Annotated in this window: 18 protein-coding genes; 8 read left to right on the forward strand and 10 right to left on the reverse strand. The window is 63.3% G+C overall.

Features of this window, described 5'->3' with window-relative positions; all coding sequences use genetic code 11:
* Window positions 1-47: 47 nt before the first annotated feature.
* On the reverse strand, window positions 48-248 hold the full coding sequence (locus FF090_RS11770; RefSeq protein ID WP_138856904.1) for a type II toxin-antitoxin system antitoxin: 201 nt from the start codon (window positions 246-248) through the stop codon (window positions 48-50).
* 761 nt (window positions 249-1,009) lie between these two features.
* Here FF090_RS11770 and FF090_RS11775 point away from each other — a divergent pair.
* The 4 genes from FF090_RS11775 (at window position 1,010) to FF090_RS11790 (ending at window position 10,758) form a co-directional block, all read left to right on the forward strand.
* Window positions 1,010-3,691 carry a TnsB C-terminal domain-containing protein gene (locus FF090_RS11775; RefSeq protein WP_138856905.1) on the forward strand — a complete coding sequence of 894 codons (2,682 nt, stop codon included), beginning with the start codon at window positions 1,010-1,012 and terminating at the stop codon, window positions 3,689-3,691.
* Window positions 3,688-4,869, forward strand: coding sequence for an ATP-binding protein (locus FF090_RS11780; protein ID WP_138856906.1), 1,182 nt, complete (start codon window positions 3,688-3,690; stop codon window positions 4,867-4,869). The genes FF090_RS11775 and FF090_RS11780 overlap by 4 nt, the downstream gene beginning before the upstream one ends.
* Before the next feature lie 13 nt (window positions 4,870-4,882).
* Window positions 4,883-6,289 (forward strand): TniQ family protein, encoded by a 1,407-nt coding sequence (locus FF090_RS11785; RefSeq protein WP_175423623.1) that lies wholly within the window; start codon window positions 4,883-4,885, stop codon window positions 6,287-6,289.
* A gap of 491 nt (window positions 6,290-6,780) precedes the next feature.
* Window positions 6,781-10,758: a hypothetical protein gene (locus FF090_RS11790; RefSeq protein WP_138856908.1), complete on the forward strand. Its 3,978-nt coding sequence runs from the start codon at window positions 6,781-6,783 to the stop codon at window positions 10,756-10,758.
* 514 nt (window positions 10,759-11,272) lie between these two features.
* Here FF090_RS11790 and FF090_RS19265 read toward each other — a convergent pair.
* Entirely contained in the window at window positions 11,273-11,440 is a 168-nt protein-coding gene (locus tag FF090_RS19265; RefSeq protein WP_175423624.1) for a hypothetical protein, read from the reverse strand.
* 562 nt (window positions 11,441-12,002) lie between these two features.
* On the opposite strand from FF090_RS19265, the gene truD reads away from it, so the two are divergent.
* A complete protein-coding gene (gene truD, locus FF090_RS11795) occupies window positions 12,003-13,025 on the forward strand; it encodes a tRNA pseudouridine(13) synthase TruD (RefSeq protein WP_138856909.1) in 1,023 nt (340 codons plus the stop codon).
* An 81-nt stretch (window positions 13,026-13,106) separates the two neighbouring features.
* Here the strand turns inward: truD and FF090_RS11800 are convergent, their stop codons facing one another.
* Both FF090_RS11800 and pmbA read right to left on the reverse strand, forming a co-directional pair.
* A complete protein-coding gene (locus FF090_RS11800) occupies window positions 13,107-14,192 on the reverse strand; it encodes a TRAP transporter substrate-binding protein (protein WP_138856910.1) in 1,086 nt (361 codons plus the stop codon).
* Window positions 14,193-14,280: 88 nt separating this feature from the next.
* Entirely contained in the window at window positions 14,281-15,654 is a 1,374-nt protein-coding gene (gene pmbA, locus FF090_RS11805; RefSeq protein WP_138856911.1) for a metalloprotease PmbA, read from the reverse strand.
* Between the two features lie 26 nt (window positions 15,655-15,680).
* Between pmbA and yjgA the strand changes: the two genes are divergently transcribed.
* Both yjgA and mog read left to right on the forward strand, forming a co-directional pair.
* A complete protein-coding gene (gene yjgA / locus FF090_RS11810; protein ID WP_138856912.1) occupies window positions 15,681-16,250 on the forward strand; it encodes a ribosome biogenesis factor YjgA in 570 nt (189 codons plus the stop codon).
* Window positions 16,250-16,837, forward strand: coding sequence for a molybdopterin adenylyltransferase (mog, locus tag FF090_RS11815; protein ID WP_138856913.1), 588 nt, complete (start codon window positions 16,250-16,252; stop codon window positions 16,835-16,837). The genes yjgA and mog overlap by 1 nt, the downstream gene beginning before the upstream one ends.
* On the opposite strand, the gene cysE is transcribed toward mog, so the two are convergent.
* Both cysE and FF090_RS11825 read right to left on the reverse strand, forming a co-directional pair.
* Window positions 16,818-17,582: a serine O-acetyltransferase gene (gene cysE, locus FF090_RS11820; RefSeq protein WP_138856914.1), complete on the reverse strand. Its 765-nt coding sequence runs from the start codon at window positions 17,580-17,582 to the stop codon at window positions 16,818-16,820. The genes mog and cysE overlap by 20 nt on opposite strands.
* Window positions 17,583-17,641: 59 nt before the next feature.
* Window positions 17,642-18,391 carry an RNA methyltransferase gene (locus FF090_RS11825; protein WP_138856915.1) on the reverse strand — a complete coding sequence of 250 codons (750 nt, stop codon included), beginning with the start codon at window positions 18,389-18,391 and terminating at the stop codon, window positions 17,642-17,644.
* 133 nt (window positions 18,392-18,524) lie between these two features.
* Between FF090_RS11825 and FF090_RS11830 the strand changes: the two genes are divergently transcribed.
* Window positions 18,525-19,451, forward strand: a complete 927-nt coding sequence (locus FF090_RS11830; protein WP_138856916.1) for an inositol monophosphatase family protein — start codon at window positions 18,525-18,527, stop codon at window positions 19,449-19,451.
* Here FF090_RS11830 and FF090_RS11835 read toward each other — a convergent pair.
* The 4 genes from FF090_RS11835 to FF090_RS11850 form a co-directional block, all read right to left on the reverse strand.
* Window positions 19,443-21,842, reverse strand: a complete 2,400-nt coding sequence (locus FF090_RS11835) for a putative bifunctional diguanylate cyclase/phosphodiesterase (protein ID WP_175423625.1) — start codon at window positions 21,840-21,842, stop codon at window positions 19,443-19,445. The genes FF090_RS11830 and FF090_RS11835 overlap by 9 nt on opposite strands.
* Window positions 21,843-21,962: 120 nt before the next feature.
* A complete protein-coding gene (locus FF090_RS11840) occupies window positions 21,963-22,655 on the reverse strand; it encodes a response regulator (RefSeq protein WP_138856918.1) in 693 nt (230 codons plus the stop codon).
* On the reverse strand, window positions 22,652-25,054 hold the full coding sequence (locus FF090_RS11845; RefSeq protein ID WP_138856919.1) for an ATP-binding protein: 2,403 nt from the start codon (window positions 25,052-25,054) through the stop codon (window positions 22,652-22,654). Before FF090_RS11845 ends, FF090_RS11840 begins: the two co-directional genes overlap by 4 nt.
* Window positions 25,051-25,560: a YfiR family protein gene (locus tag FF090_RS11850; RefSeq protein WP_138856920.1), complete on the reverse strand. Its 510-nt coding sequence runs from the start codon at window positions 25,558-25,560 to the stop codon at window positions 25,051-25,053. The genes FF090_RS11845 and FF090_RS11850 overlap by 4 nt, the downstream gene beginning before the upstream one ends.
* Window position 25,561: the final 1 nt, after the last annotated feature.

Below are 25,561 nucleotides of genomic sequence, written 5' to 3' on the forward strand. Positions count from 1 at the left end.
GCTTCTACTCCTCCCTGCCGATCTCGATGCCAACCTCTCTGGTCGGTCTAAGTCGATCGATTTGCCTTACTCGCTTTATCCACCGCCTGCAATCCGGGAGCTATGCCACGGCTCTTGCAGTAATCCAGCACCATGAACTCGACCATGGAGGCCAAGCTGCGGCGTTCGTGCTCCGCCGCAGCGACCAAGGCCGCTTTCACGTCGGGCGGAACGCGGACGCTTACGACTTCGGTTTTGGTGACGGCCAAGGAAGCTCCTGTGTGAAAAACGCTAGCGTTTTGCCAAGCGTATCAGTGAAGCTCATTCCGGGCCAAAGAAATCTTCGGAGTTCGTGTGGTCCGCGCACGAGGTGCCATCGCGCAGCTGAGGCACCACCATCAAGTCGCAGCCCCACAGGACTGTTCGTTGAACATCCGCAATATGACGCCGAAGCCGCCCTCCGCCTAAGGCCACTCCGAATAAATGAGCAGCGCTTATTAACGACGGCGGCACAAAGTCGGAGCGCAACCTGCGCGTCATGAGCTGACCATCGCCAATGATGCGCGACGTTGAAATGTGCCCTTGACATGCGCGGGGCACATTATCAGAGAGCAGCCGTTGAATCTATTTTTCTTCCGGCATCAAGGACTTAGCGCCGGCGCAATCCTCTTGCGCCCCTAGCGCCCATAACCTAGCATCGACAGTATTTGGCAACGTCAATGCGCTGCCAAACAGTTGTTCGGTCGAAATTCAAGGAGATTCGCCAACCCAATTACTGATCCGCACTAGCGCAGGGGAGCAGCCACTCCCCTGCACAAGATTGGAGAAAGCAGGGCGCTTTCCGGGGTGACATCTGGAATTTAGCTCTGGTTTCGCCACGGGTCAACTTTTCCCTGGAGAAACTAGATATGCGCCACACCAGATCAGCGCAGGGGCGTTGCTACGCCGAAAAAGGCCGGTCCGCCTGCCGCCGGCGCGCGAAGGGCAGCGCCGACGAGACGACGACCGCGTCGCACGAGGTGGCTTCGCCATGCTGACCGACGACGAGCTGGCCGAGCTGTTTGACCGGCTCGCTATGCCAGCGGCTGGTCGCGAGTACATCCGGCGGGTCCGTGCGGAACCGCCATCGCGCGCAACCAGCACCAACAAGTGCTCAGGCAAGCTGCGCTACACACCGCTCAAGATGCCCTTCGTGGTGGAAGCAGAGGCCGAGAGCACTGAGTACGTGACCCTCGTCGACATGGACCACGACGAGACCACGCTGGAGTTCTACGGTCAGCCCCCAAAACTGAAGATCTTCTACCTGCTTCCGGACGGACGTCGCAAGACATCGGTCTACACGACGCCAGACTACCTGCGCATCACGGCGGATTGCTTCGAGTTCATAGAGTGCAAGCGTGAAGAAGAACTGCAGCGCTTGGCCCAAAAGATGCCAGGGCGCTACCAGCAGGAGGCTGACGGCACGTGGCGGTCTCGACCTGCCGAAGCTGCTGCGCAAGCCCTCGGCTGCTCGTTCAAGGTCCGATCCAGCGCACAAAACAACTGGGCTCGCCACGAGAACCTCGAACTGCTCAAGGACTACTTCCTGCAGCAGCCCTCCTCCACCAGGTGCGCGGCCACTGCTGAGCTGCTGGACCGACTCGCCGGGCAGTGCCGCCTGTGCCTCTTCGACCTAATTCATCTGGAGCCAGCAATTCCGGCGGACGCCATCTACTTGGCCATCGCGCGCCGGCAGGTCTTCTTCCCAATCGACACCCAGCGGCTCACTGACCAAGAGCGTGCGTACGTCTACCGCGACGAGACGGCCTTCACAGCATTTCAGTCATTCCTTCCCTGCGCCACGCCGGCGACCGCCCTGCCAGCCCTTGCAGTAGAGCTCGTGCCCGAGACCAAGTTCCTGTGGGACGGGGTGCCATGGAAGATCGTCAACGCTGGAGAGACCAGGTTCACCGTCCGATGCCTCGACACCAAGGCACGAGATCAACTGGGAGAACTCTCGCCCACAGAATTTGACGCACTGGTTCGGGCAAGGAAGATCTTCGTTGTGTCCGCGAACGAGTTGCTTGAAGCCGTGGACCTTGGTGTCGAGCTTCTGAAGAACGCATCGAAGAGCGAACTGCAGGAGGGCATCTGGAGGCTTGAGGTCCTAGAGGGCCGAGCCAACATCGAGAACAACCCGCTGGCAAAGCGAAGTACGCGGGCCGTCAAGTACTGGAAGGCGGCCTTCCGTGAGGCCGAAGCGCTCTACGGCAATGGACTTGCCGGCCTGATCCCGCGACGCAGCGGCAACCGGACGCCAAAGGCATCACACAGAGCGCTCACGCTGGCGGAGGAGCACATCCACGCCAACTTCGCAACGATCCGGGCGAAGAACCGCATCACGGTCTGGGGTCACTACTGCTTAGCCGCCTCTGCAGAAGGTGCTCCGCCAGTGTCGTACGAGTGGTTCTGCCGCATGGTGAAGAAGCATTCGGGCCATGCTCAAACGGCAGCTCGGCTTGGGGAGAAGGCGGCATATGACGAAGAGCCCCACTACCTACAACTGGAATGGACGACACCCAGGCATGGCGTTCGCCCCTGGCACATCGGGCACATCGACCACACACCCATACCGCTGAAGTTTGTCCACAGCGAGCTGGGCAAGATCGTCGACACGATCTGGCTCACGATCTTGATTGACGGCAACACCCGGAAGGTTCTTGCCTACTACTTGAGCTTCGACGAACCCAGCTATCGGTCTTGCATGATGGTCATGCGGGACTGCGTCCGACGTCACGGACGCGTCCATCAAAAGCTAGTCGTGGACCAGGGCTCAGAGTTCAAGGGCGTCTACTTTGAAAAGCTAGTGGCCTCGCTCGGCATCGACAAGCGCGAACGCCGCGCCGGAAAACCCCGAGAGGGCAGTGTCTGCGAGCGCATCTTCAACACCTCCCAAGAGCAGTTCATCAAGCGGCTGATGGGCAGCACAGAGGTGGTGGAGAACTACTTTAGGCGCGTGAGCCCCGAGGTCGAGCCCACCCGACACGCGGTCTGGACGATGGATCGATTTGACGAGGGGTTCCAGGCGTATCTGGATGAGGTCTACCACGTCAACCATCACACCGGCCTGGACATGTCGCCAAACGAGGCCTGGGCACTGGGCCTCAGATCCCACGGGCAGCGCAAGCACCGCGTCATCCCGTACGACGAGAAGTTCCTGATGGAGAGTTGCCCCGAAGTGCACAGGGGCCATGCCAAGGTCTGCCCGGCGGGCATCAAGGTGAACTACCGCTGGTTCAGAAGCCCAGTTTTCAATCAACCTGGCGTCCAGGGCACATCCGTCCGTGCTCGATACGACCCCTTCAACTGCGGCGTCGCCTATGCGTGTGTCAATGGCTCCTGGCATGCATGCTATTCAGAGCACTTCGCCGTCTTCTCGATGCTGACGGAGCGTGCTGTTCAGCGAGCCACGGAACAGATCAGGCTAACTGACCGGATCAGCGGACGAAAAGCGCGGCTGAATGCCGCGCGAATTGCCGCCTTCCTCTCAGAAAGAGAACTTGAGGAAGACGTCGCGCGACAAGCCCGCAACGATTTGGAGGCTCAAAACCACAGGGCAAAGCTGACCGATTCGCGGCAGCAGACACCTCCGGCTCCAAAGCCTGGCCCTGTGCCAGCACCTGATTGCAAGTCGACCTCTGCCTTTCAACCCCGCATCCTGGAGGACCTATGAACGACTCCCACCTCGACCCCCGGATCAATAGGTTTCGCGAAAAGATCGTCAAGCACGACCAGCTGGAGGATGTTCTGGATCACGTCATTCGCCTCGTCACGAGCCCCAGACCGGAAACCGTTGCTGCACTCGTGGGCCCAAGTGGGGTGGGGAAGAGCACCATCATTCGGGCCGTGCAGCGGCATCTTTGTGCCTTGCACGCCGAGCGCATGGAGCGGGACCCAGGCTTTTTGCCATATCTGTCATTCAAGGCCACGTCTCCGCTGGACGGTAACTTCAGCTGGGGCGACTTCTTCACCCGAGCCCTTGTAAAGGCCAACGAGGCGCTGGTTCGGAAGAAGTTCATCCCCCAAATGCAGGTGGAACTCGACGGATCCACGGTGAACTCGGCACGGGGCCTTATCCCCCAGGAGCTCAGGCGAAGCTTCGAAAGCTTGATCGAAAGTCGTGACGTTCAGGTCATGATCATTGAAGAGGCCAGCGCCCTACTACGCATCAAGAAGAGCGGCATACCCATCTTGCAGTTCGAGGTGCTGAAATCACTTGCAGTGCAGCTCCGGAAGCCAATCCTTTTGATCGGCGCCTACGACCTCCTCGGTATCCTGGATGGCGGAGGCCAGCTACTGCGGCGGTCGGACGTCGTCCATTTCCCGCGCTACAAGCTCGATGCTGGCGCATCCTTGATGACAGGTGCCCAAGGCCAGGCGCCGCAGGCATTCGTCAACGTTCTGCATACGTTTCTCGAAGCCATTCCTATCGAGAAGGAGGCAGATCTCATTCAGCATGCCGACTACTTCTTGGCACGGTCAGTAGGTTGCGTGGGCGTCCTCAAAGACTGGCTGGACCGAGCCCTCGTTTCTGTCCTCTCAAAGCCGGGGGCACCGGTCTTGACGAGAGCTGCCATCAAGGAGGCGGCGCTTCTGAACGGCACTGTTCTGCAACTCACTGAAGAAGCGAAAGCTGGGGAAGCCCGCTTGCTGCAGTGCTCGGACGACGAGCTCGCGAGGCAGCTCGGCCTCGACAGCATGCCCGCACTTGACGCGCCCTTTCCGCCCCAAACTACCGAGGAGAAAGAGAAGCCCCAAAAGCGTGGCAAATCGAGCAAGGTCGGCAACCGGGGACCAAGTCGAGATGCAGTGCGTACAGCCTCCGACCCGGCCCCGTCAACGTCCGCGTGAGGGGAGCGCTGCCGTGAGAAATTGTCCCGATCTCTTTGAGGCTGATGAAGCACAGGATCTTCCGCCAAGAAGCGCGTTGTACCGCCTTGAGCCCGCCGATGCGGGAACCGCGTTGCACGAATCCTTGCTGAGCTACCTGCATCGACTTGCGGCGAGACACTGCCTCCGCGTCCGCGACTTGATGACAGAGTTCGTGTTGCCGCGCACCGGAATTTGTGAAGTCAGCTGCGGTCATCGTTTCTCCACAGACTACGCCAAAACGATCAACGGCTTCGGCAAGTACGCGATCGAGGTCTCTGCCGCCCTCAACGCGCTGACGGGGCGTGATGATCTGCAACGCTGCACGTTCATTCCCTGGCGAGACCTGCTCGACCCAAAAGGCGGAGGGCTGCTGGAGCATTCGATGCGCTGGTGCCCGAGTTGCCTGGCACAGAACATCGACCGCTCAGAACCGTGCGTGTATCCGCTTCTGTGGTCCTGTCGGAGCGTCAGTCACTGCCCCGTGCACGCCTCGGCCCTTGTGAACGAGTGCTTGCGTTGCGGCCGCCTCCAGCGAGTCCTTTCGGATAGCAACGCCTACGGAAGATGTTGGGCGTGCAGCGGAAGCCTCGGAGCACGCACCGGCCTGTGGGAAGAGTCAGAGCCGACGCCGCGACAGCTCTTCGATGCCGATGCCGTCTCCAAGATGATCGCGACGGGGGCCGTGGCCCCCGAGTTTGCGACTATCGGCCGCTTCTCTCAGAACCTTCAACAGCTCTGCGAACTGCACGGTTGCAAGTCAGGGGCCGAGTTCGCACGACGCCTCCACATGGACTTTGACACCATGCGCGACTGGCTGGCTCGGGGTATGCGGCCAACACTCACCAGCTTCCTGGAGGTCGCGTTTCGACTGAACCTCGATCCAGTTCACCTCTTGTCCGAGCCGCCGTCGACCAGCCCACCATCCTTACGGACCGGCGCAACGCCGAGAACTCGGAAGTTCCACCGGCTGTCCCGGGAGGACATGGACCGACTGATGGCTGAAATGGCCGCCTCGCTGGATGTGTCGGATCGCTATTTGGACGCAACCGACCTTGCCGGGAAGTTCGGGACCAGCGTGGCCTACATCCGATATCAGTGTGGCGACCTTTACAGGGCGTTCGCTGCTCATCGAACCGAGGTCATGGCCGACCTCAGTCGAAAGCGACTAGACGCTCTCCTGCACCAGACTGAGAGCGTTGTTCGCGCCCTCGTCACCCAAAACACGGTGCCGACGCGCCGAGGGATCTACCGTGCTCTTGAGGCCGAAGGTATCACGATGAAGGACCCGCGCATTCGCAAGAAAGCCTTCGAGACAGCAGCTGCGATTCGGCAGACAGCGAGGCCTGCGGACCTGAAAACAACGTCTTCCGCCGCCCAGCCCCTGGGGACTATTGGTTGACGGGTCTGCGCCGATTGACTCAAGAAGGCGGCACTCACCGAGCGACGCTCTGTTTTCGGGACAAAGAGCCGCTTGAGCGCACTCAAGGCCACGAGTCTGTTTGTGGACTCCGGGCTCATCAGTTGCGCGTCCTGGTGATGATCGGATCAGTCTGGGTGCTGTCGTTCGTCGTCAATGCTACGAGTGGCGGCTTTGACCGGCATCGGTCATTGCTCACGAAGGCGCCGACCGGCCGTTGTTCACGCATCGCCGATCATTCACAGGCGGAAGCGGTGCGTGGACGGCTGCTATTGGCGGAGCCGACTTGCTCAATTCGACGCAACGAGGACGCGCGCGGCTAGGAAAAGCGCCCGTCGGTCAAGCCCCAAACCGTTGACGCACCGAAAGCTCTTCTACCCTTCTGACCGCTGGCAGTCTTCAAGGATTTGGCTGGCCGCTGACGTCTAGTACGCTGGCGAGAACGACTGTTGATTCATAGGTAAGGACAAGACGTGAGCAACAAGAATGCCAAAGCGCCAAGCATGAGGAAAGCCGGCTCCGGCAGTCATTCGATGACCGGTTATGAGTATCAGATCGACGTCTCCGTCTGGTTGGCGCTTGACCTGGTGCTGTCGAGTGAGTTCGCAAAGGAGGTTGTCCTCGAGCCGGCCTCAGAGGAGGACATCGAAGCAGATCTTGCCGAAACCGAGCCTGGGCGTGTGGTGACGACCGCCATGGTCGAACAGTACCGACTAATAGTTCAGGCAAAGCTCCGCAGCGGCGACGCTTGGTCTGTCGCTGGGGTGAAAGGGCTGCTCGAGCACGGAACAAACCGTCCTTCGGCCGCGAGCCGCTTGGCGGATCCGCGAAATCGATACCTACTGGTGACCTCCGCTGCTGTGAATGGAGGCGCCCGCGGCTTACAGGTTCGCAGCGCGGGGCTTTGGCCAAAGGCCATCGATATGGCCGTCTCCATCAAGGATGCGATGCCCGCGGGTTCAGCTGGGCGGGTGGCAATCGTCGGGAACCAGGATTTCGAGCGGCTCGAGCGCGACATCAAGGCCTTACTCTCGGAGAAGCTACGCGTGCCGAACGCGAAATTGGAAGAGTGCCGCCGGAAGCTCCGGGACGAAGCCCGGGCCCGCATGGGTGGGGCGGGTGGCGGTCGCTGGACGCGCGCGGAGCTTGAGGAAGTCATCCGTGCTCACGACGGCTACATCGCCAGTTCTCCTGAGCTCGAGCACTACATAAAGCCAATCAACTGGGGAGAGATCAAAGCGGCAATGCTCGAGCGCAATGCGGCGTTGATCATTGGCCAGTCGGGCACCGGAAAAACCATGGCCACACTGAAGCTCTACGACGAGCTTCGCAAGGACATTCCAGGGCTTACAAGGGTTCCCATCAAGTTCGGACCTGAACAGATCAGGGACGACAGGACGCCACCGCCAGTTTTGTATGACATCGAGGACCCATGGGGGCGCTACGACTTCGATCCAAGAAGTCGCCCATGGAACGATCAGCTCGCCCAGCACTTCGCGCACGCCCGGCCCGATCGGCTGGTCGTTGCAACCTCGCGTTTGGACGTCGCCAGAAGCTCCGGCGCGCTACAAACGGTCAAGCGTTGGGAAGTGAGCCTTGAGGCCGAGCATTACGGCGTGCGCGAGCGTCAACGCCTCTACCGTACCCGCATCAGCAATCTGCCGCGCAACGTCCAGACGCTGGTTAAAGAAAACGAGGCGGTCGTGCTGGCTGAGCTTGCAACGCCGCTCGAAATCCAGAAGTTCTTCGACGCGATGGCCACACCTGCGGACAGGGAAAGGCGCTCAGACTCCCAGTTGATCACCGACGCAATTCAGCGCGCCCACCAGGACTCCATTGAACGGACGGTGGTAGACCAAATTGAGGAGCGCGAAGATGTCCGCGCCGCAGCCGTGCTATGGGGGCTGCTGAAGGCCAATGACAAGGTGGCGCTACAGCTATTGCGCCAGATCGACGGTGCACTTGCCGACGCGCACGAAGCCTTTGAAAAGGGAGCGATGCCGCTGGTCAATTTCTTCGTCGCTGCGCGGAACCTGCGCCAGTCCGAGGGCACGGTGTCTTACTATCATCCGCGGGTTGAGGCCGGGATTGAACAGGCGCTGAAGAGGGCGGAGAACGTTACGGTCAAGTCGCTGCGGCTTTTGATTGAGACGCTCTCTTCGTCGAATGGACCCGACGAGTCGTGGGGCATTGCCGCGTCGGCCAGGTTGCTCTATGCACTGGATAGGACGCCAGAGCTGCGGCCCAAGCCCTCGTCTGAGGTTCAGGCAAAGATTGATACGTGGCTGGTCGGCGCGGTCTGCGAGGGTGGCAAGGAGTTCGAACGGAACCTCAGACTTGCTGAGGCAGTCGGATCCAGCACCTGCAATATCGCGGAGGTGGCACGCTTTCTTCTGCACCGGCCCGACCGAAGTTTTGGGGGGCACATGACCTGGGGAGAACCCAGCCACCCGGAGGCCTGGTATGAACGTATGCGGGCAGACGCCTCGGTCAGGATGGTCGTTGAGACTTTCATCCGTGACATGCTACCCCATGGCCGCGATGACTTCCGCGCAGACTTCGTGGCGGCGATCGAGCGCGTGGCCCCTAACTTGACGCCTGCGTTCCTTGATGCAGCCTCTACGGCGGTGTACTTCGGGTACATCAGCTCGGAGGACGCCATTTCGACAGGCGCGCTGAGGGATCTTCAGGGGTTCGAGGCGATTGTGGACCTAGCTGTGGCAGAGCTCACCCCGAGCGAGGCAGAGCTGCGGCGGGCTGAGGAGTTTTCGCTCGGTGTCAAGAACAAGGAGTTCAACGAGGACTACGTCCAGTACTACTCTGACGATGACAGCGGCTGGACTGCCGGCGAGTTTCTTTCTAGCTACATCGACAAGGTACGTGCAACATCGGGGTACCAACTTCTACTTAAGCACCGACATCGCGATCAACTGCTTCCGCGCTGGCTGAATCGCCTTGCTGGGGACGTGCCGGTGCCCGCCGACGAGCTGAGGGACGTTTATCGGGTCGCACGCCACGGAGACGGCGAGGGCACACTTTGGATCGTCTTGACCAAACATTGGCTACCGGAGGTCGAACAGGATCTTGTGGATCTGGTATTCACAGGCCATCAAGACCCCGGTGTTCGGATCAGCGCACTAACTTGCTTGGTTGAAAACGCGGCTGCTCGCTTTCCTGGCGTGATTGACCAGTTGGTCCGGGAGAGCAAAGAGGCCCGATTGGTCGAGATTGCGGTGGAACTTGGCGACCTGCGCGACCGGCGCGATGTCTCCGAGAAGCTTCACAAGGAAAGCGCAGCGCCCTGGACTGCTCCATCGCTCTTGAGCCCGTTCGACGAAGTCAGCGAGGCCGCCTATGCGCTCGAGAAGAAGCAAGTGCCGGTTCTCTCCACCGAAGCGCAGTCCTTGGTCGGTCGAATCAGCTCGTCCAGCGAGGAGGTGCGAGTTTTCCGGATGAAGCTAGACAAGTACATGCCAGTCGGCTCTGCGGAAGACGCCCGGTGGCTCCTGGCGCATTCTGATGACGAAAAGGCCGCAGAGCTCGCGATTGACTTCGCCATTCGACACAGCATGGCTGAGGATGTTCAGGCTAGCCTATCCCATCGGTTCGCAGACGTAGTGGCGCCAGCATTGATTGCTGTGGCTACGCCACTGCCGGCTCCGCTGCCACCATCGATACTTGCTCTTGCCGAGAACAAGGGCAGCCGCGTTTGTCAAACCCTGGTAGCCTTGCTCGACGCGAAGCCGCATCCAGATCATCGCGCTACGCTCTTGCGGCTTGCCAAGAACGGGTGGTCCACTCGATCAGCCTACTACGGCGAGGAGGAGCACCTCCCGATCGCGCAGGCCGCCATTGAAGCGCTGGGCAAACTGGGCGCACTCAACGCAGCGACTGCCGATGACGTGTACAGCCTGGCCATTGACACCCGCGACTTGGATCTTCGTTACGCCATCTTCGTCTTGCTGGTCAACCAGGCGGAGGAGCGCTTCCAAGAGGCACTGATGGACATCGCGCTTAGTCCTGGCGACAAGTGGATTCGGCAGCAGGCAGCGCACGCTTTGATGGTCGCGCACGAGCACATCGCGCCTTCGGTTCTGCAGCGCATCACGCCGAAGGTCTTGACTGGCAAGATTCCGCGCGTCGCGTCAAGGCTGCTGCTGTTGCTGGCTTACGCGGGCGACACGGATGCAATGCTCAAGGCCGCCGAGACACTCTCAACCTTTTCGAGCCGGCGCGTGCTGTTGCTCCTCGCCATCAAGGTGCTTCGGGAGCGGGACCAGCAGTTGGCAGAACGCGTCGGACGGATGCTGCCTCCCGGCAGTGTGGGGGTTTCCTGGGCGTTGGCCGGGAGCGAGGGCAAGCTGCGCGATACCGCGCTGGATGACCTGGGCGACCCGGCTTGTGTCGACCAGGTGCTCCAGTTCATGCAGCCTAAGAACAAGGAAGAGTGACCGTGCGCCTCAGGGCAAATCGCTCTGGGGTTTCGTAGACAGGTTTCAGCCCTGCACCGAGCCCGAAGGGAATGCGACGATTCGAGCCGACACTGCTTAGTCACCAGTGCGGCACTGACTCCCGCTAGCGTCGCCTTCAGCCGGTAGGCTGCGGACAGGTCGCCTTCGCGCTCGCCCCTGTCTGCCATCGTCAACGACCGCTTGATGATCATCAGCGTGAGTTTGCTCCGCTGCAGCGACCGGTCACAACAGCTACACAGCACCCCTTCGGCAAAACGAGCGGCGGTCAATCAAAGCGAGCGCTGCTGGTCAGTGCAGGCTAGCGACAGCGTCCGTCATCGAGCGCTGCGCATGATGGCCGATTCTCAGGGTGGAGATCGAAGCGGCACCCTCGATTGCTGCCGGCGATAGTCGAGCGAATTGAGCTCAGTACCGCCATTGGAGTCTGCGAGGGCGTCATGAGGCAAGGGTGTGTCGAAGGCCTGCGGAACGAGTAGCGTGCCCTTGGCAAACCCTATGGGCGCTTTGTGATGTTCGTGGCGAGTACTGGATCGAAAATGCCCTGACGCAGGCGATAGTCCTCTTCCATCAGGCGATCAAAATCCGGGCTGCCGAACTCGCGTCCGACAGCGCGCATGCGATCCCAGATCTGGCCTTCCAGCGAGCCGAGCAAACGCCGCATCAAGAGCATTCCGATGCGCCGATTGAGCTCGGTTCGGCGCCTTCTCTGAGATGTCACCATTTCTAGATCACCTTGCTGGATGCAGCGCGAGAACGGGCGGAACCTCGTGTCCGCGAGGCCTACGCAGATGCTACGCGGGTTATGGACTTCTGCACGCATCCAACTGTCAGGCTCGCGGACGGCCGCGTCCCGCCTTTCAATCGCCCGGCCGGACGTGCCGGGCGCTGGTTCCCCATGCAGCTCACCACGCTGGCCCGAGCCTTGAGGTAGTTCGCCTGAGCGGCAACTGGTGGATCGCCAACCGGCCGCACGATGCGAACGACAAAGTGCAAGGGCAGCCAAAGCCTTTGTGCAAAGTGCAGCGCGTTGATTCACCTAACAGACGGGGCCGCATGCAAATCTCGGCAGCAGATCTGGCCTTCGCGGGCCAGAAGTGCAATCCGTTGCTGCACCGTCAGTGCAACTTGATGCTCCATGTCGCAGGCTTGGCTTCGCGCCAGGCCCTTTTTGTTTTGCGCCTCGAGCGCTCGGCTCTTTCTGTCGCCATTGCCACATCTTCCTCATGACCGAAGCTCTCTACACCAGCCTTCCGCAGTGGCCCAAGGCCTATCCAGACAGTGGCGCCAGCGGCCGGCTGAAGGTCCTGAACGAGGACTTCCAGGTAACGGAACTGCCTTTGCAGTTGCCCTCCGGGGCTGGCGAGCACCTTTGGCTGGATGTTGAGAAGAACGGCGCCAACACCGCCTTTGTCGCGCAGCAGCTGGCCGAGGCGGCCGGGGTGAAGGACTGGGATGTGGGCTATGCCGGACTGAAGGACCGCTACGCCGTGACTCGGCAGTGGTTCAGCATCTATCTGCCCACCGGCAAGGCCGGCGAGACGCCCGACCTGACGCAGCTGCAACACCCGGAATTCAAGGTCCTGAGCCAAAGCCGGCATGTCAAGAAGCTACGCCCCGGCGATCTGCAGGGCAACCGCTTTCGCATCGTGCTGCGGGATGTCGCTGGCGAGCGCGCAGCGATCGAGGCCAATTTGCAGGCCGTGGCCTCAAGGGGCGCCCCCAACTATTTCGGCGCACAGCGATTCGGCTTTGACGGCGGCAACGTCGAGCAAGGCCGGGCCATGCTGGCGCGCGAGATTCGCGTGCGCAACCCGAAGAAAAAGGGCATCTATCTCTCAGCGGTGCGCTCCTTTGTCTTCAATGAAGTGCTGGCGCTGCGAATTCAGCAAGGACTCTGGGGCAAGCCCCTACCAGGTGACGTGATGGACGCTGCAGGCCGGCCCACCGGCCCCTTGTGGGGTCGCGGCCGGGTGACGAGCACCGACCAAGCGCAGGCCCTGGAGAACAGCGTGGCCGAGCGGCACGCCGTCCTGTGCGATGGACTGGAGCACGCCGGTCTGGACCAGGAGCGACGCCCCCTGGTGGCCTCTGCGGTGGACATGACCTGGGAGTGGCCGCAGGCTGACCAGTTGGTGCTCAGCTTTTCCCTGCCTGCGGGCACGTACGCAACGGCTTTGCTGAGCGAAATCCTGCAGACCACCGAGCCGGAGCGACAGGCCGAAGGCGACCCTCCAGCGCTTGAATGAAGTCGGCTGAGGCCCGATAAGAACAAAAGGCCGCATCACCCGATGCGGCCCTTTTTGTTGCGTCAGCCCTTACGCCAACCCTTAAAGCTGCGTCACCTTGCTCTGCATGTACCGATCGAAGATGGCCTCGGTGTAGCGGAACCAGCGGTTGCTTTCCTTGCGGAAGGCGGCGTAGTCCTCATAGACCTTCTTCCAGTTCGGGTTCTTGGCTGCGATCTCGCTATAGAGCGCCATCGACTCCTTGAAAGCCAGATCCATCACCGGCGTGGGCATTTGCACCAGCTTGGTCTTGTTGGCCAGGAGCTGAGTCAGCGCGGCCGGGTTGCGGGCGTCGTAGCGGGCCTGCATCTCGGTGTGCGCAAAGGCTGAGGCCGCTTCAACGATGGCCTTGTACTCAGCCGGCAAACCGGCATAGGCCTTGGTGTTGATGTAGAGGTCGAGCTGCGGGCCGCCCTCCCACCAGCCGGGGTAGTGATAAAAGGGCGCGACCTTGAAGAAGCCCAGCTTCAGATCGTCATAGGGGCCGACCCACTCGGCGGCGTCGATGGTGCCCTTTTCCAGCGCCTGGTAGATCTCGCCGCCCGGGATGTTCTGGGGCACTCCGCCCATGCGCTCCAGCACCTTGCCGGCGAAGCCACCAATACGCATCTTCATGCCCTTGATGTCGTCGACGCCCTTGATTTCCTTGCGATACCAGCCGCCCATCTGGGCACCGGTGTTGCCCATGGGGAAATGGATGATGTTGTAGTTGGCGTAGAACTCACGCATCAGCTTCAGGCCATTGCCCTCGTACTGCCAGGCCGTCATCTGGCGGCTGTTCAAGCCAAAGGGAATGGCACACCCAAGAGCAAAGGTCTCGTCCTTGCCAAAGAAGTAATAGGGCGCGGTGTGGGCCATCTCGACGGTGGCGTTCTGCACCCCATCCACCACGCCAAAGGCGGGCATCAACTCGCCACCGGCATGCACCGAGATCTGGAACTTGCCGCCCGACATCTCGGCGACCTTCTTGGCGAACACCTCGGCCGCCCCATAGATGGTGTCCAACGCTTTGGGAAAGCTGGAGGCCAGCCGCCAACGCAGGGCGGTCTGGGCCTGCACGGCCGGGGCCATGCCGGCGGCCAGGATGCCAGCCAAACCGGCCTGGCCGACAAAGGAACGACGCTCCATCAAGGACTCCTTCAACGGTGAATGATCAGCGGGCGCAGTCTAGAGAGACCCACCCAATCTGACACCGCGCAGGGGTCCGCGTTTTCCCTCAGCTGCCGGCCAATTTCATCCGCGAAACCAGCACCGAACCCACGGTCTTGGTACCCAAGGTGTAGCGGTCGTTGCCGATGGCCACGATGTCCTGGAACATCTCGCGCAGATTGCCGGCAATCGTCACCTCCTGCACCGGGAAGGCAATCTCGCCGTTCTCGACCCAGTAACCGCTGGCGCCACGCGAGTAATCGCCGGTGACGTAATTGACGCCCTGCCCCATCAACTCGGTGACGAACAACCCCCGGTGCAAGCGTCGGATCAGGGTGGGCAGGTCATCACCCGGCGCGGTGCAACGGCTCTTCATCGCCAGATTGTGCGAACCGCCAGCGTGGCCGGTGGTCTTCATGCCGAGCTTGCGCGCCGAGTAGCTGGAGAGGAAATAGCCCGACAGCACCCCGCCCTGCACGACCTTGCGCGCGCACGTGCGCACCCCCTCATCGTCAAAGGCCGAGCTGCCCTTGCCACGCGGCAACAGGGGGTCTTCCTCCACATCGATGTGCGAGGCCAGAACCGGCTGACCCAGGCTGTCCAGCAAGAAGCTGGCCTTGCGGTAGAGCGCCCCACCGCTGGTGGCCTGCACCAAGGCGCCCAGCAAGCCGGCCGCCACGGTGGACTCGAACAGCACCGGCACTTCCGCCGTGGCCACGCGGCGCGCTTTCAGGCGCGAAAGCGCGCGCTCGGCGGCATAGCGGCCGATGGCCTCGGGTGCCGCCAGATCCTCGGCGCGGCGCTCGCTGCTGTACCAGGCATCGCGCTGCATGCCCGCCCCGCGCCCGGCAATCGGGGCCACCGACACCGAATGACGGCTGCTGGCATAGCCGCCGCGAAAGCCGCGTGAGTTGCCCGCAAAGAAGTGCGACTGCTGCGCCGACACCGCCGCGCCCTCGCTATTGCTGATGCGCCGATCCGTCTGCAGGGCCGCCGCTTCGCAGCGCAGGGCAATCTCCGCCGCCGCAGACGCGTCGACGCTCCAGGGGTGGAAAAGGTCCAGATCCGGGGCCGGCTCCAGCAGCAGATCCTCGGCATCGGGCAGGCCGGCGGCCGGGTCTTCAGCGGTGAAGCGGGCGATGTCGTAGGCGGCCTGCACGGTGTCGCTCAGCGCCCGATCGGAAAAGTCAGAGGTGCTGGCATGACCTCGGCGCTGCCCCAGATAGACCGTGACGCCCAGGGACTTGTCGCGATTGCGCTCCACGTTTTCCAGCTTGCCCAGGCGGGCCGAGACAGACAGGCCGGCGCCCTCGCTGACCTCGGCGGCCGCATCGCTGGCGCCACGCTCGCGGGCCTTTTGCAGAGTGCGTTCCACCAGGTCCTGGAACTCGTCGCGCGAATGCGCAAAGCCTTGGGCTGCGGTCATGGGTGAGTCTGTCATCAAGGGGCGCTCATTATGATGAGCCCATGGCAAACCCTGATCGACCCAAGCGCGCCCGGCCCGGACCGCCCTCGCACCTGCTGCACACCGACGACGAAGACGAGTACGGCCCCAGCAAGACCCAACTCAAGCGCGAAAGCGATGCGCTGCAAAAGTTGGGCGAAGACTTGCTGAGCCTGCCCGACTCGCGCCTGAACGCGCTGGAGATGGGCGAAACCCTGCGCATCGCCCTGCGCGACGCCAAGAAGATCACCGCCCATGGGGCGCGGCGCCGGCAGCTGCAATACATCGGCAAGCTGATGCGCCAGGTCGACCCCCAGCCCTTTGAAGAGGCGGTGGCGGCTTTCCGACTGGGCCATGCGCAGGACCAGCTGCGCCTGCACCAGCTGGAATTCGTGCGCACCGAGCTGATCGCCAGCGACGAGGCCCTGCAAACCTATATCGCCGAACACCCGGGCGTCGATGTGCAGCAGCTGCGCAGCCTGGTGCGCTCGGCCCGCAAGGACGCGGCGGCCAACCCGGAAGCCCGCAGCGGCCGTGGCTTTCGCGAACTGTTCCAGTTCTTGAAGGAACAACCCGCACCGGAGCAGGCCTGATGGACGGTGTGCGCATCGGCATCGTCAGCTGCTCCGACCGCGCCAGCAGCGGCGTCTACGAGGACAAGGGCCTGCCTGCGCTGCAGGAGTGGCTCAGCCGCGCGCTGCGCAACCCCATCGAGTTCGAGCCCCGGCTGATTCCGGATGAGCGCGCCACCATCGCCGCCACCCTGCGCGAGTTGGTGGACGAGGCTGGCTGCGACCTGGTACTGACCACCGGCGGCACCGGCCCGGCACCACGCGATGTGACACCCGAAGCCACCCGCGATGTGTTGGAGCGCGAGCTACCCGGCTTTGGCGAGCAGATGCGCCAGATCTCGCTGCGCTTTGTACCCACAGCCATCCTGTCGCGACAGACGGCGGGGGTGCGCGGCCGCAGCCTGATCCTGAACCTGCCCGGCCAACCCAAGGCCATTGCCGAAACTCTGGGCGGGCTGCCCGAGGTGCCCGGCATCTTCGCCGCCGTGCCCTACTGCATCGACCTGATCGGTGGGCCCTACCTGGAAACCGACGAATCGGTCTGCAAGGCGTTTCGGCCCAAATCGGCGCAGAAGCCCGCGCTGACGCCTACTTCACCAGCCGGCTGAGCTGCTCGGCGTCGAAGTGCTCGGTGGCCTGGGCGTCGGCCGGCACGCAGTCACCCAGACCTTTTTCCAGGCGCTGCAAGGCTTGCCACAGCAGTGCGATCTGGTGCTCGTGGCCGGCGGCGTTGTCGATCAACCCCTTCATGGCCTGCGCCACCGGATCGTCCCCCTGCGTCACGGCATAGGCCGAGAAGCCCATCTTGCTGGCAGCGTCCTCGCGCATCTGGGCCTGGCTGGCCTCGATGATGCGGGCCGGGTTGCCCACCGCCGTGGCCCCGGGGGGGACCGGCTTGGTCACCACGGCGCCGGAGCCGATCTTGGCGCCCTCGCCCACCGTGAAGCCGCCCAGCACACAGGCGTTGGCCCCCACCACCACGCCCTTTGAAAGCGTGGGATGGCGTTTGGCACCTTTGACCAGGGTGGTCCCGCCCAAGGTCACACCCTGGTAGATCGTGACGTCGTCATGGATCTCGGCCATTTCGCCGATCACCACGCCCATGCCGTGGTCGATGAAGACCCGGCGGCCGAACTGAGCGCCGGGATGGATCTCGATGCCGGTCAAGAAGCGCCCCAGGTGCGAGACAAAACGCGCCAGGGTGCTGAAGCCGCGCCGCCACAGCCAATGGGCGCGCCGATGAATGATCAGCGCGTGCAGACCCGGATAACACCAAAACACCTCCCAGCCGCTGCGCGCGGCGGGGTCGCGCTCGAGGATGGTGGCGATGTCTTCACGCAGGCGGGCAAACATGGGCAATCAGAGTCCGGAGAGGGTCGGCGAGTGTAGGGAAGACGGCTCTGGAGCGCGCCTCAACGGTCTTTCGGCGCGGCCTGCATGGCACGGGCAATGCCGCGCAGGATATGGATCTCTTCGCTTTGCAGCCCGGCGCGGTTGAAGAGCTGATTCAGGCGTGGCATCAGTTTGCGAGGCGCGGCCGGGTCCAGAAAGCCCACGGCTTCCAGCGCCTGCTGCCAATGGGTCAGCAAACCCTGCACGGCCTGGGCATCGGCCAGATCGGGTGCCTTGGTGCGCCCCTGGACCGCAAAGCCCCCCAAGGCCTGGCGCCATTCATAGGCCAGGATCTGCACCGCCTGGGCCAGATTGAGCGAACCGTAGTCGGGCGCGGTGGGAATGGAGACCACCGCATGGCAACGATAGACATCCTCATTGGCCATGCCATAGCGTTCGCTGCCGAACACCAGCCCCAGGCTGGGCGGCTCGGGCCGCGCGGCCAGCTCTTCGAACAGGGCGCGTGGCGCATGACAGGGGGGGCCGAAGTCGCGTGGCGTCATGGCCGTGCCCACCACGAACTGCACACCATCAAGCGCGTCTTCCAGGCGCCCCACCACGCGGGCGCGCTCCAGCACCTCGGTGGCACCGCTGGCGAAGGCCAGGGTCTCGTCCTGTGTCAGCACATCGGCAAAACGGGGCTGCACCAGCACCAATTCACCAAAGCCCATCACCTTGATGGCCCGGGCGACGGCGCCGACATTGCCCGGATGGCTCGTATTCATCAAGATGAAGCGTGTGGAATGCACGACAGAAGGCCTCGTCAACATCAGTAGAATCCCGGGCATTATTGCGGCCGGTCTGATGGATACATGGGCCGGCCTTGCTTTTGCCGCGTCGCACGATGCGGCTGCTCTTTCTCATCGCCAGCCCACCCCTTAACCAGATCCAGGAATCTGTCGCATGTCTTCTGCTGCTTTGCACCCCATGCTGAACGTGGCCATCAAGGCCGCCCGTGCCGCCGGCGCGCTCATCAATCGCGCCTCGCTGGATCTGGACATCATCAAGGTGGGCGCCAAGGCGTACAACGACTTCGTCACCGAAGTCGACCACGCGGCAGAAGCCGTCATCATCAAGACCCTGCTGGAAGCCTATCCCCAGCACGCCATCCTGGCCGAAGAATCGGGCAAGGAGCATGGCAACCAGTCGTCCGACTATCAGTGGATCATCGATCCGCTGGACGGCACCACCAACTTCATCCACGGCCTGCCGATCTATGCCGTGTCGATTGCGCTGGCCTTCCGCGGCCAAGTGCAGCAGGCGGTCGTGTATGACCCGACGCGCAACGACCTCTTCCACGCCAGCAAGGGCCGCGGCGCCTTCCTGAACGACCGCCGCCTGCGCGTCTCGCGCCGCACCCGCTTGTCCGATTCCCTGGTGGGCACGGGCTTCCCCTTCCGCCGCGGCGACAACTTCAAGCGCTACCTGAAGCTGTTCGAGGACGTGATGCAGCAGACCGCCGGTGTGCGCCGCCCGGGCGCGGCCTCGCTGGACCTCTGCTATGTAGCGGCCGGCTATTACGACGCCTTCTTCGAGACCGGCCTGTCGCCCTGGGATGTGGCCGCCGGCTCGCTGATCATCACCGAGGCCGGTGGCCTGGTGGGCAACTTCACCGGCGAATCCGACTTCCTGCACCAGCGCGAAGTGCTGGCCGGCACGCCCAAGATCTACGCCCAGCTGGTGCCGCTGCTCACGCCCTACTCGCGTGTCATCCAGACGGCCGAAGAGGCTGAAGCCCCGGCGCCGGCCGCAGCTGCGGTGGCCCAGCCGAAGTCGCGCCGCGCCACCCTGGTGCGGGCGCAAGACGGTGCAGCCAGCGCCTCAGAGTGAGCCGCCGGCTGGAGTCAGATAGCGCTGTTTGAACTCGGCCGGCGCAACCGGCCGACCAAACAACCAGCCCTGCCCCACCTCGCACCCCAAGGCCGTCAGGAACGCGGCCTGCTCGGCCGTCTCCACGCCTTCGGCCACCACGGTCAGCTTGAGCGCATGGGCCATGCCGGCAATGGCGCGCACCAAGGCGTCATGGTCAGCGCCCTGACCCAAATCGTGGATGAAGCTGCGATCCACCTTGAGCACATCAACCGGGAAACGCCGCAGATAGGACAGCGACGAGTAGCCGGTGCCAAAGTCGTCAATCGCCAGGCTGACGCCCAGATCCTTGAGGGCGAACAGCATCTCGCGCGTGCGGCCCTCGCGCTCCAGCAGCACCGACTCGGTGACCTCCACCTCCAGCGCACTGCCCGGCACACCGCAGCGCTCCAGCTCACGCGCCAAGCGCAACACCAACTCGGCATTGCGGAACTGTCGACCGGATAGATTGGCGGCCAGTCGCAGGCGACTGTGCCCCTGAGCCTGCCAGTCCTGCAGCAGCTCACAGCACTGCGCCAGCACCCAGTCACCGATGGGTTCGATCAGGCCCGTTTCCTCGGCGAGCGGAATGAAACGATCCGGTCCGACCGGCCCGAGGGCGGCACTGTTCCAACGCAAGAGCGCCTCCGCGCCCAGCACGGTCCGATCACTCAATCGCACCTGGGGCTGAAGGTGCAGACTGAGCTCGCGCTGCGGCATGGCTCGGCGCAGATGATTGAGCAGCTGCACCCGCTCCAACGAACGTTCGTTCATTTCAGCGCGGAAGAACTGATGCAAGCCGCGGCCGTACTCCTTGGCCCGGTGCAAGGCCGTCTCGGCGTGCTGCATCAGGCCCTCAGCCCCTTCGCCATCCTCTGGATAGAGCGTCAGGCCTAGGCTGGCCCCCAGGAAGTGCTCCTGGTCGCCCAGTGAAAACGGCTGACGGAATAGACCCAGCAGCATGCTGCCCAGGGTTTCGGCCTCTTCGGCGTCCCGCACCCCTTCGAGCACCACGCCGAACTGATCACCGTTCAGTCGCACCACCAAGTCCTGCCCACGCAGCCGGTTGCGCAGGCGCTCGGCGCAACCATTGAGCAAGGTATCCCCCGCAGCCATTCCGAAGGATTCATTGACCAGGCGGAACTGATCCAAACCCAGGCAGCCGACCAGAACCTTGACGCCCATATTGGCAGCCCGCGCAATGGCCTCTTCCAGCCGCTCGCGCATCAGCAGGCGATTGGGCAGGCCCGTCACTGGATCGAAATGGACCAGGCGGTCGATGCGAGAAGCGGCGTCCTTGCTCTCCGTGATGTCCATCAAAGTGCCCGTGCGGCTCTGCCCCTTTTCGGGGTCAGCGGCCTCCACATGGAGCAAGAAGTGGCGCTCGCCCCCCGGGCCGTGATGGCGCAACTCGGCATCCAAAGCGCCCATGCCCTGATTCAGACGCTGCCAGATTCCTTCAAGCTGTCGACGCGACTCCAGTGGCAAGGCCTGCAACAGCGCCTGACGCTGGATCTGCCCGGCCTCGGGGTGGCCGAAACACTGCCCCAACTCGGCCGACCAACTCAAGCTGTCCGTCTCGGCATGCCACTCCCACCAGCCTACCCGGCTGGCTTGGCTGATGAGCCGCAGCTGCTGCTCACGCTGGCGTCCCTCCACAGCGGCCTGGCGCTGCGCGCGCAGATCCACGTCAATGCAATACATCTCAGGGTCGCCCCAGCCATTGCGCAGCATCACATGGCTGGAAAACACCGGCACCGCATGCCCATCTTTGTGCAGCAACTCCAGCTCAGCGGCAGGAATCGCCTCGTCCCGCTCCACCCAGGCGGTGTGGAGCGCCACCACGGCATCGCGCATCGGTGGCGGAATGATCAGGTCTTCCAATTGCCGGCCCATGGCTTCGAAACGGCTCCAGCCATAGAGCGCCTCGCTGGCGGCATTCCAGTAGATGACCCGCCGTTGTCTGTCATAGCCCTGCACTGCCGTGGTGGGCGTCTGGTCAAAAGCATGGCGAAAGCGCTGCTCGGAGTCGCGCCAATGATCCATCCGCGAGCCCTCGCCCGGCAGGTCCGTCAGCGCACCCTCAAGGGCCTCAGGCGTGGCCAGTGCCGTCAGCCGGGCCCATTGACCGGCCGCCGGACCACCAATCAGCTTGAAGCGCCGGTTGATGCGCCCGCCTTGGGCCTGAGCCGCCTCGACGGCAGAACGCACCGAGACCCGATCTTCCGAATCGATGACGGCGTAGAACTCTGCCAAATCAGCTTCGATGGGCAGTCCCAATGCGGCCGCCACATCGGCCGCGCAATGCAGCCTACCGCTCGGCAATTCCAGGCGCCACAACCCTGCAAAGCCCCCGCCCGCCCAGCGAGGCACACCCACAATAGGTGGAAAAGGAGCTGCCTTCACGCGAACACCTCCGACTTGAGCACGCCCTGACGTTCTACGGGGATTGACATCAGCGGTCAATCGCCATTACGAAGGAAGCCCGCTCGTTCAAATCGCGCAGAGCTGCAGATGCACATGCTGGCGCACTTCGTCGAGGCACTCGGCCGCATCAGCCGCCGTCGGCTCGCCCTCGGCGCAGCGCTTGAACAGCTGTGCCGCACGCCAAAGTCCCAATGGCGCCAGGCCGGTTTCCAGCAGCGCCATCCGCTCCCGCGCAGTCTTGAGGGCCTCGGCATTCAGCGCGTTCGCAAACTCAGCGACCAGCAGTTCCAGTTGGCGTTGCAGGCTGAGCAAATAAGCCCGGTAGCGATCCGGCATCAGCTTCATGCGCGCCATGGTGGACTCGGGGGCCTCCAACATGCGGGCATGGCATTGGCTGAGCACCTTGTCCAGGCGCGCCCGGGCATCGCCCTGGGTGAAGGGCTTGACGATGTAGCCACTGACGCCAAACTGGATTGCGCTCTTGATGGTGTCGGCGTCATTGGCCATCGAAATCAGCACGAAGGGCAGGTCTTTGAAGGCCGGATTGGCGCGCGCGCGCTGCAGCAGCTCGATGCCCGACATCACCGGCATGCGAATGTCACAACAGACCAACATGGGTGGAATCAAAGCGGCATTGAGCTGAGTCCAGGCCTCTTCGCCACTGCTGGCCTCCTGCACGCGGTAGTTGCCCGCGCTTTGAATCACGTCCATCAAGGCCATGCGCGAGATGGCCTCGTCGTCCACCACCAAAATCTTCATCGTCCCCCCTCGATCGCCTCGATGCAGACTGCTTCGATGGCAGCCCTGAAGTGCTCGAACTGTTGCACAAAGGCCGGGCCTTGCCCGGCATCGGCCAATTCCTCCAGCAGCCGGGCCAAGCGAAAGGCTTCACTGTCGGGGGCCACATAGGCCAAACTGCCCTTGAGCCCGTGCGAAATCACGGCGGCGTTCTCCCAGTCGCCGGCACGCATCGCCGCCTCGATCTCCACCAAACGCAGCGGCGCCTGCTCGACGAACACGGCCCGCATGCGGGCGCTCAGGTCGGCCGACATCAAGCCTCGGCGCGGCTCCATCGTTGGAGGCGGACTTGTCGGCGCAGGAGCCGGCGCCTGAATCTCCCCACCCGCGGGCGGCAGCAGCAAGGCATCCAACTGCGCCAGCAGGTCGGGGCCGCCGGACACGCCGGCATCGGACGAACGCTGGGGCCGCAGCACATGCCCTGCCAGCCGGTGCTGGGCGATCACCTGGCTCAATACCCGGTGCAGGGCAGCCTCCTCAAGCGGCTTGGTGAGAAAGTCGTCCATGCCGGCGGCCAGAAAGCGCACGCGATCCTGGTCCGAAGCATTGGCCGTCAAAGCCACCACCGGGATGTGGGACTGCTCAATGATTTGATCGCGCCAGATGCCCGCACGAATGTGCTGGGTCGCCTCCAGCCCATCCATCACAGGCATGCGCCCATCCATCAAGATCAGGTCAAAGGACTCCTGCAACAAGGCCTGCAAGGCCTGCTCGCCGTTCTCCACCAAGCGCACGGTGTGGCCCATCTCCTGCAGCAGCGCCTCCACGATGAGCTGGTTGGTCGGCGCGTCCTCGGCCACCAGCACATGCAGGCTGGCGTCGTGCTGGCCCAAGGTCGGGTCAGCGTCCTGGGCCGGCGCCTCGCCGCGCGGCAGGGGCAGCTCAAAGTAAAAACGGCTGCCCTGCCCGGGCCGGCTGTGCAAACCGATCTGGCCGCCCATCAACTCCACCAACTGCTTGCAAATGGAAAGTCCCAGGCCAGTGCCGCCAAAGCGGCGGGTGGTGGACTTGTCGGCCTGCTCAAACTTGCGGAACAAGCGATGCTGGGCCTGCGCATCGATGCCGACCCCGCTGTCTTCGACTTCGAAGTGCAGACGCAGGGCGCTGTCCGGGGCGACACCCGAGAGCCGGTTCACCCGCAGGCTGACGTGACCGCGCTCGGTGAACTTGAGCGCATTGCCCACCAGGTTCAGCAGCACCTGGCGCAGCCGGGTCGGATCGCCCTGGACATAGGGCGGGATGGCCGGGTCCCAATCCAGGGTGAAAGCGATGCTCTTTTGCGCGGCTCGGTCGCGCATCAGGTCCATCACCTCGGTCACCATGGGCTGCAGCCCAAAACTCAATCGCTCCAGCGTGAGCTTGCCAGCTTCGATCTTGGAGACATCCAGCAGGTCGTTCACGATCTGCACCAGCACCGAGGCATTGCGGCAGGCCAGCTCCACGCGCTCGCGCGCCACCGCGTCCATCTGCCCGCGCAGGCTGAGCTGGAGCATGCCGAGCACACCGGCCATCGGCGTGCGCAACTCGTGGCTCATCAGGGCCAGAAACTCGGTCTTCAAGGTGGAGGCCTGTTCGGCTGCGTCCTTGAGCGCCAGCAGATTGGTGCTCTTCTCAGCCAGCTGGGCATCGCGCAGCGCGATCTGGTCAAGCATCTGGTTGAAACCCAGGGTCAGGGCACCCACCTCGTCGGGCGCCTGGATCGGCGCGCGCAGATCCAACTGGCGCCCCGCGGCCACCTGCTCCACCACCTGCTTGAGATCGCCAATCGGTGCCAGTGCGCGGTGCAGATAGCGCCGCGCCGCCAAGGCCGCGGCCAAACCCGCGCCGCCCAGCACCAACAGCAGAGACAGCCCGAACTCCGCCACCGAGCGCCACATGGGCCGCAAGTCCACCTGCGCAGCCACTTCACCCACGCGCTCCTGCGAGACCCAAACGGGCGTGCGCAAATAGAGCGCATCGGAAAACAGGTCGCTGCGATTGCTGGCTGCCTGAGTCAGCCGCGGGTCGTCAACCTGACCGCGCGCCAGATGCTGCGCCAAGCGACTGCCATCGGGCCGCAGGATGAATGCGGCCTGCAGACCGGGATAGATGCTGGCGGCGCCCAAGATGTCGGCGCCCCCACGCGGATCGTCAAAGGCCAGCGGCGAGGCCGCCTGCACGGCCAGGGTGTTGAGCCAGGCCTGCGCAGCGGTGAGCTGTGCCGCGCGCTGCACATAAAACTCCTTGGCCGTGATCAACAGCAGCGCGGCCAAAAGCGCCGCACCAATGGTGGAGACCAGGATGGATTCCAGGCGCCGCACCAGGGAGCGCTGGCGCCGCGCACCGCGCGCCGCTGGGACCAGGCTTTGCTGCGTCTTCACTGCGTGGAACGCGCCAACTGCAGCACTTTGGAGGACAGCTCCACCCCGCTGCGCTTGACCCGGCTCAGGCTGACATCAAACACCAGGCGCTTGCCCTCGACCGCCAGCACGATGCCCAAGCCCGGCGCTGGCGTGTCCGCCACGGTCAGCACCGGCGCCTCACCCAATGCGCTATGGATCAGGCTGAGATTCGGGATCTCGCCCTCGGCGATGAAGAGCAGGTGGCAGCGTCGCACGCCCGCATAGCCGCGCAGGCGCTGCACCTGCAGGCGGCGCCCATTCACCGGCTTGCCCTGCAGGCCATCCAGGGCCGAACCGAAGGGGTCACTGCCCAGCACGCACAGGTTCAAGGGCTCGCCCGGCTCGGGCGCGGGCCACTGCGCAAACACCATGAAGTTGTAGAGATAGGTCGCCTTCATCGTGTATTCGGGCACGGCTTGGGCCCAGACCCTGTCCCCACCCCAAAGCAGGGTGCTGAACAGGATCAGGCGCAGCCAGGCGGACATG

It is taken from the genome of Inhella inkyongensis, assembly GCF_005952805.1.
GTDB classification, from domain to species: Bacteria; Pseudomonadota; Gammaproteobacteria; order Burkholderiales; family Burkholderiaceae_C; genus Inhella; species Inhella inkyongensis.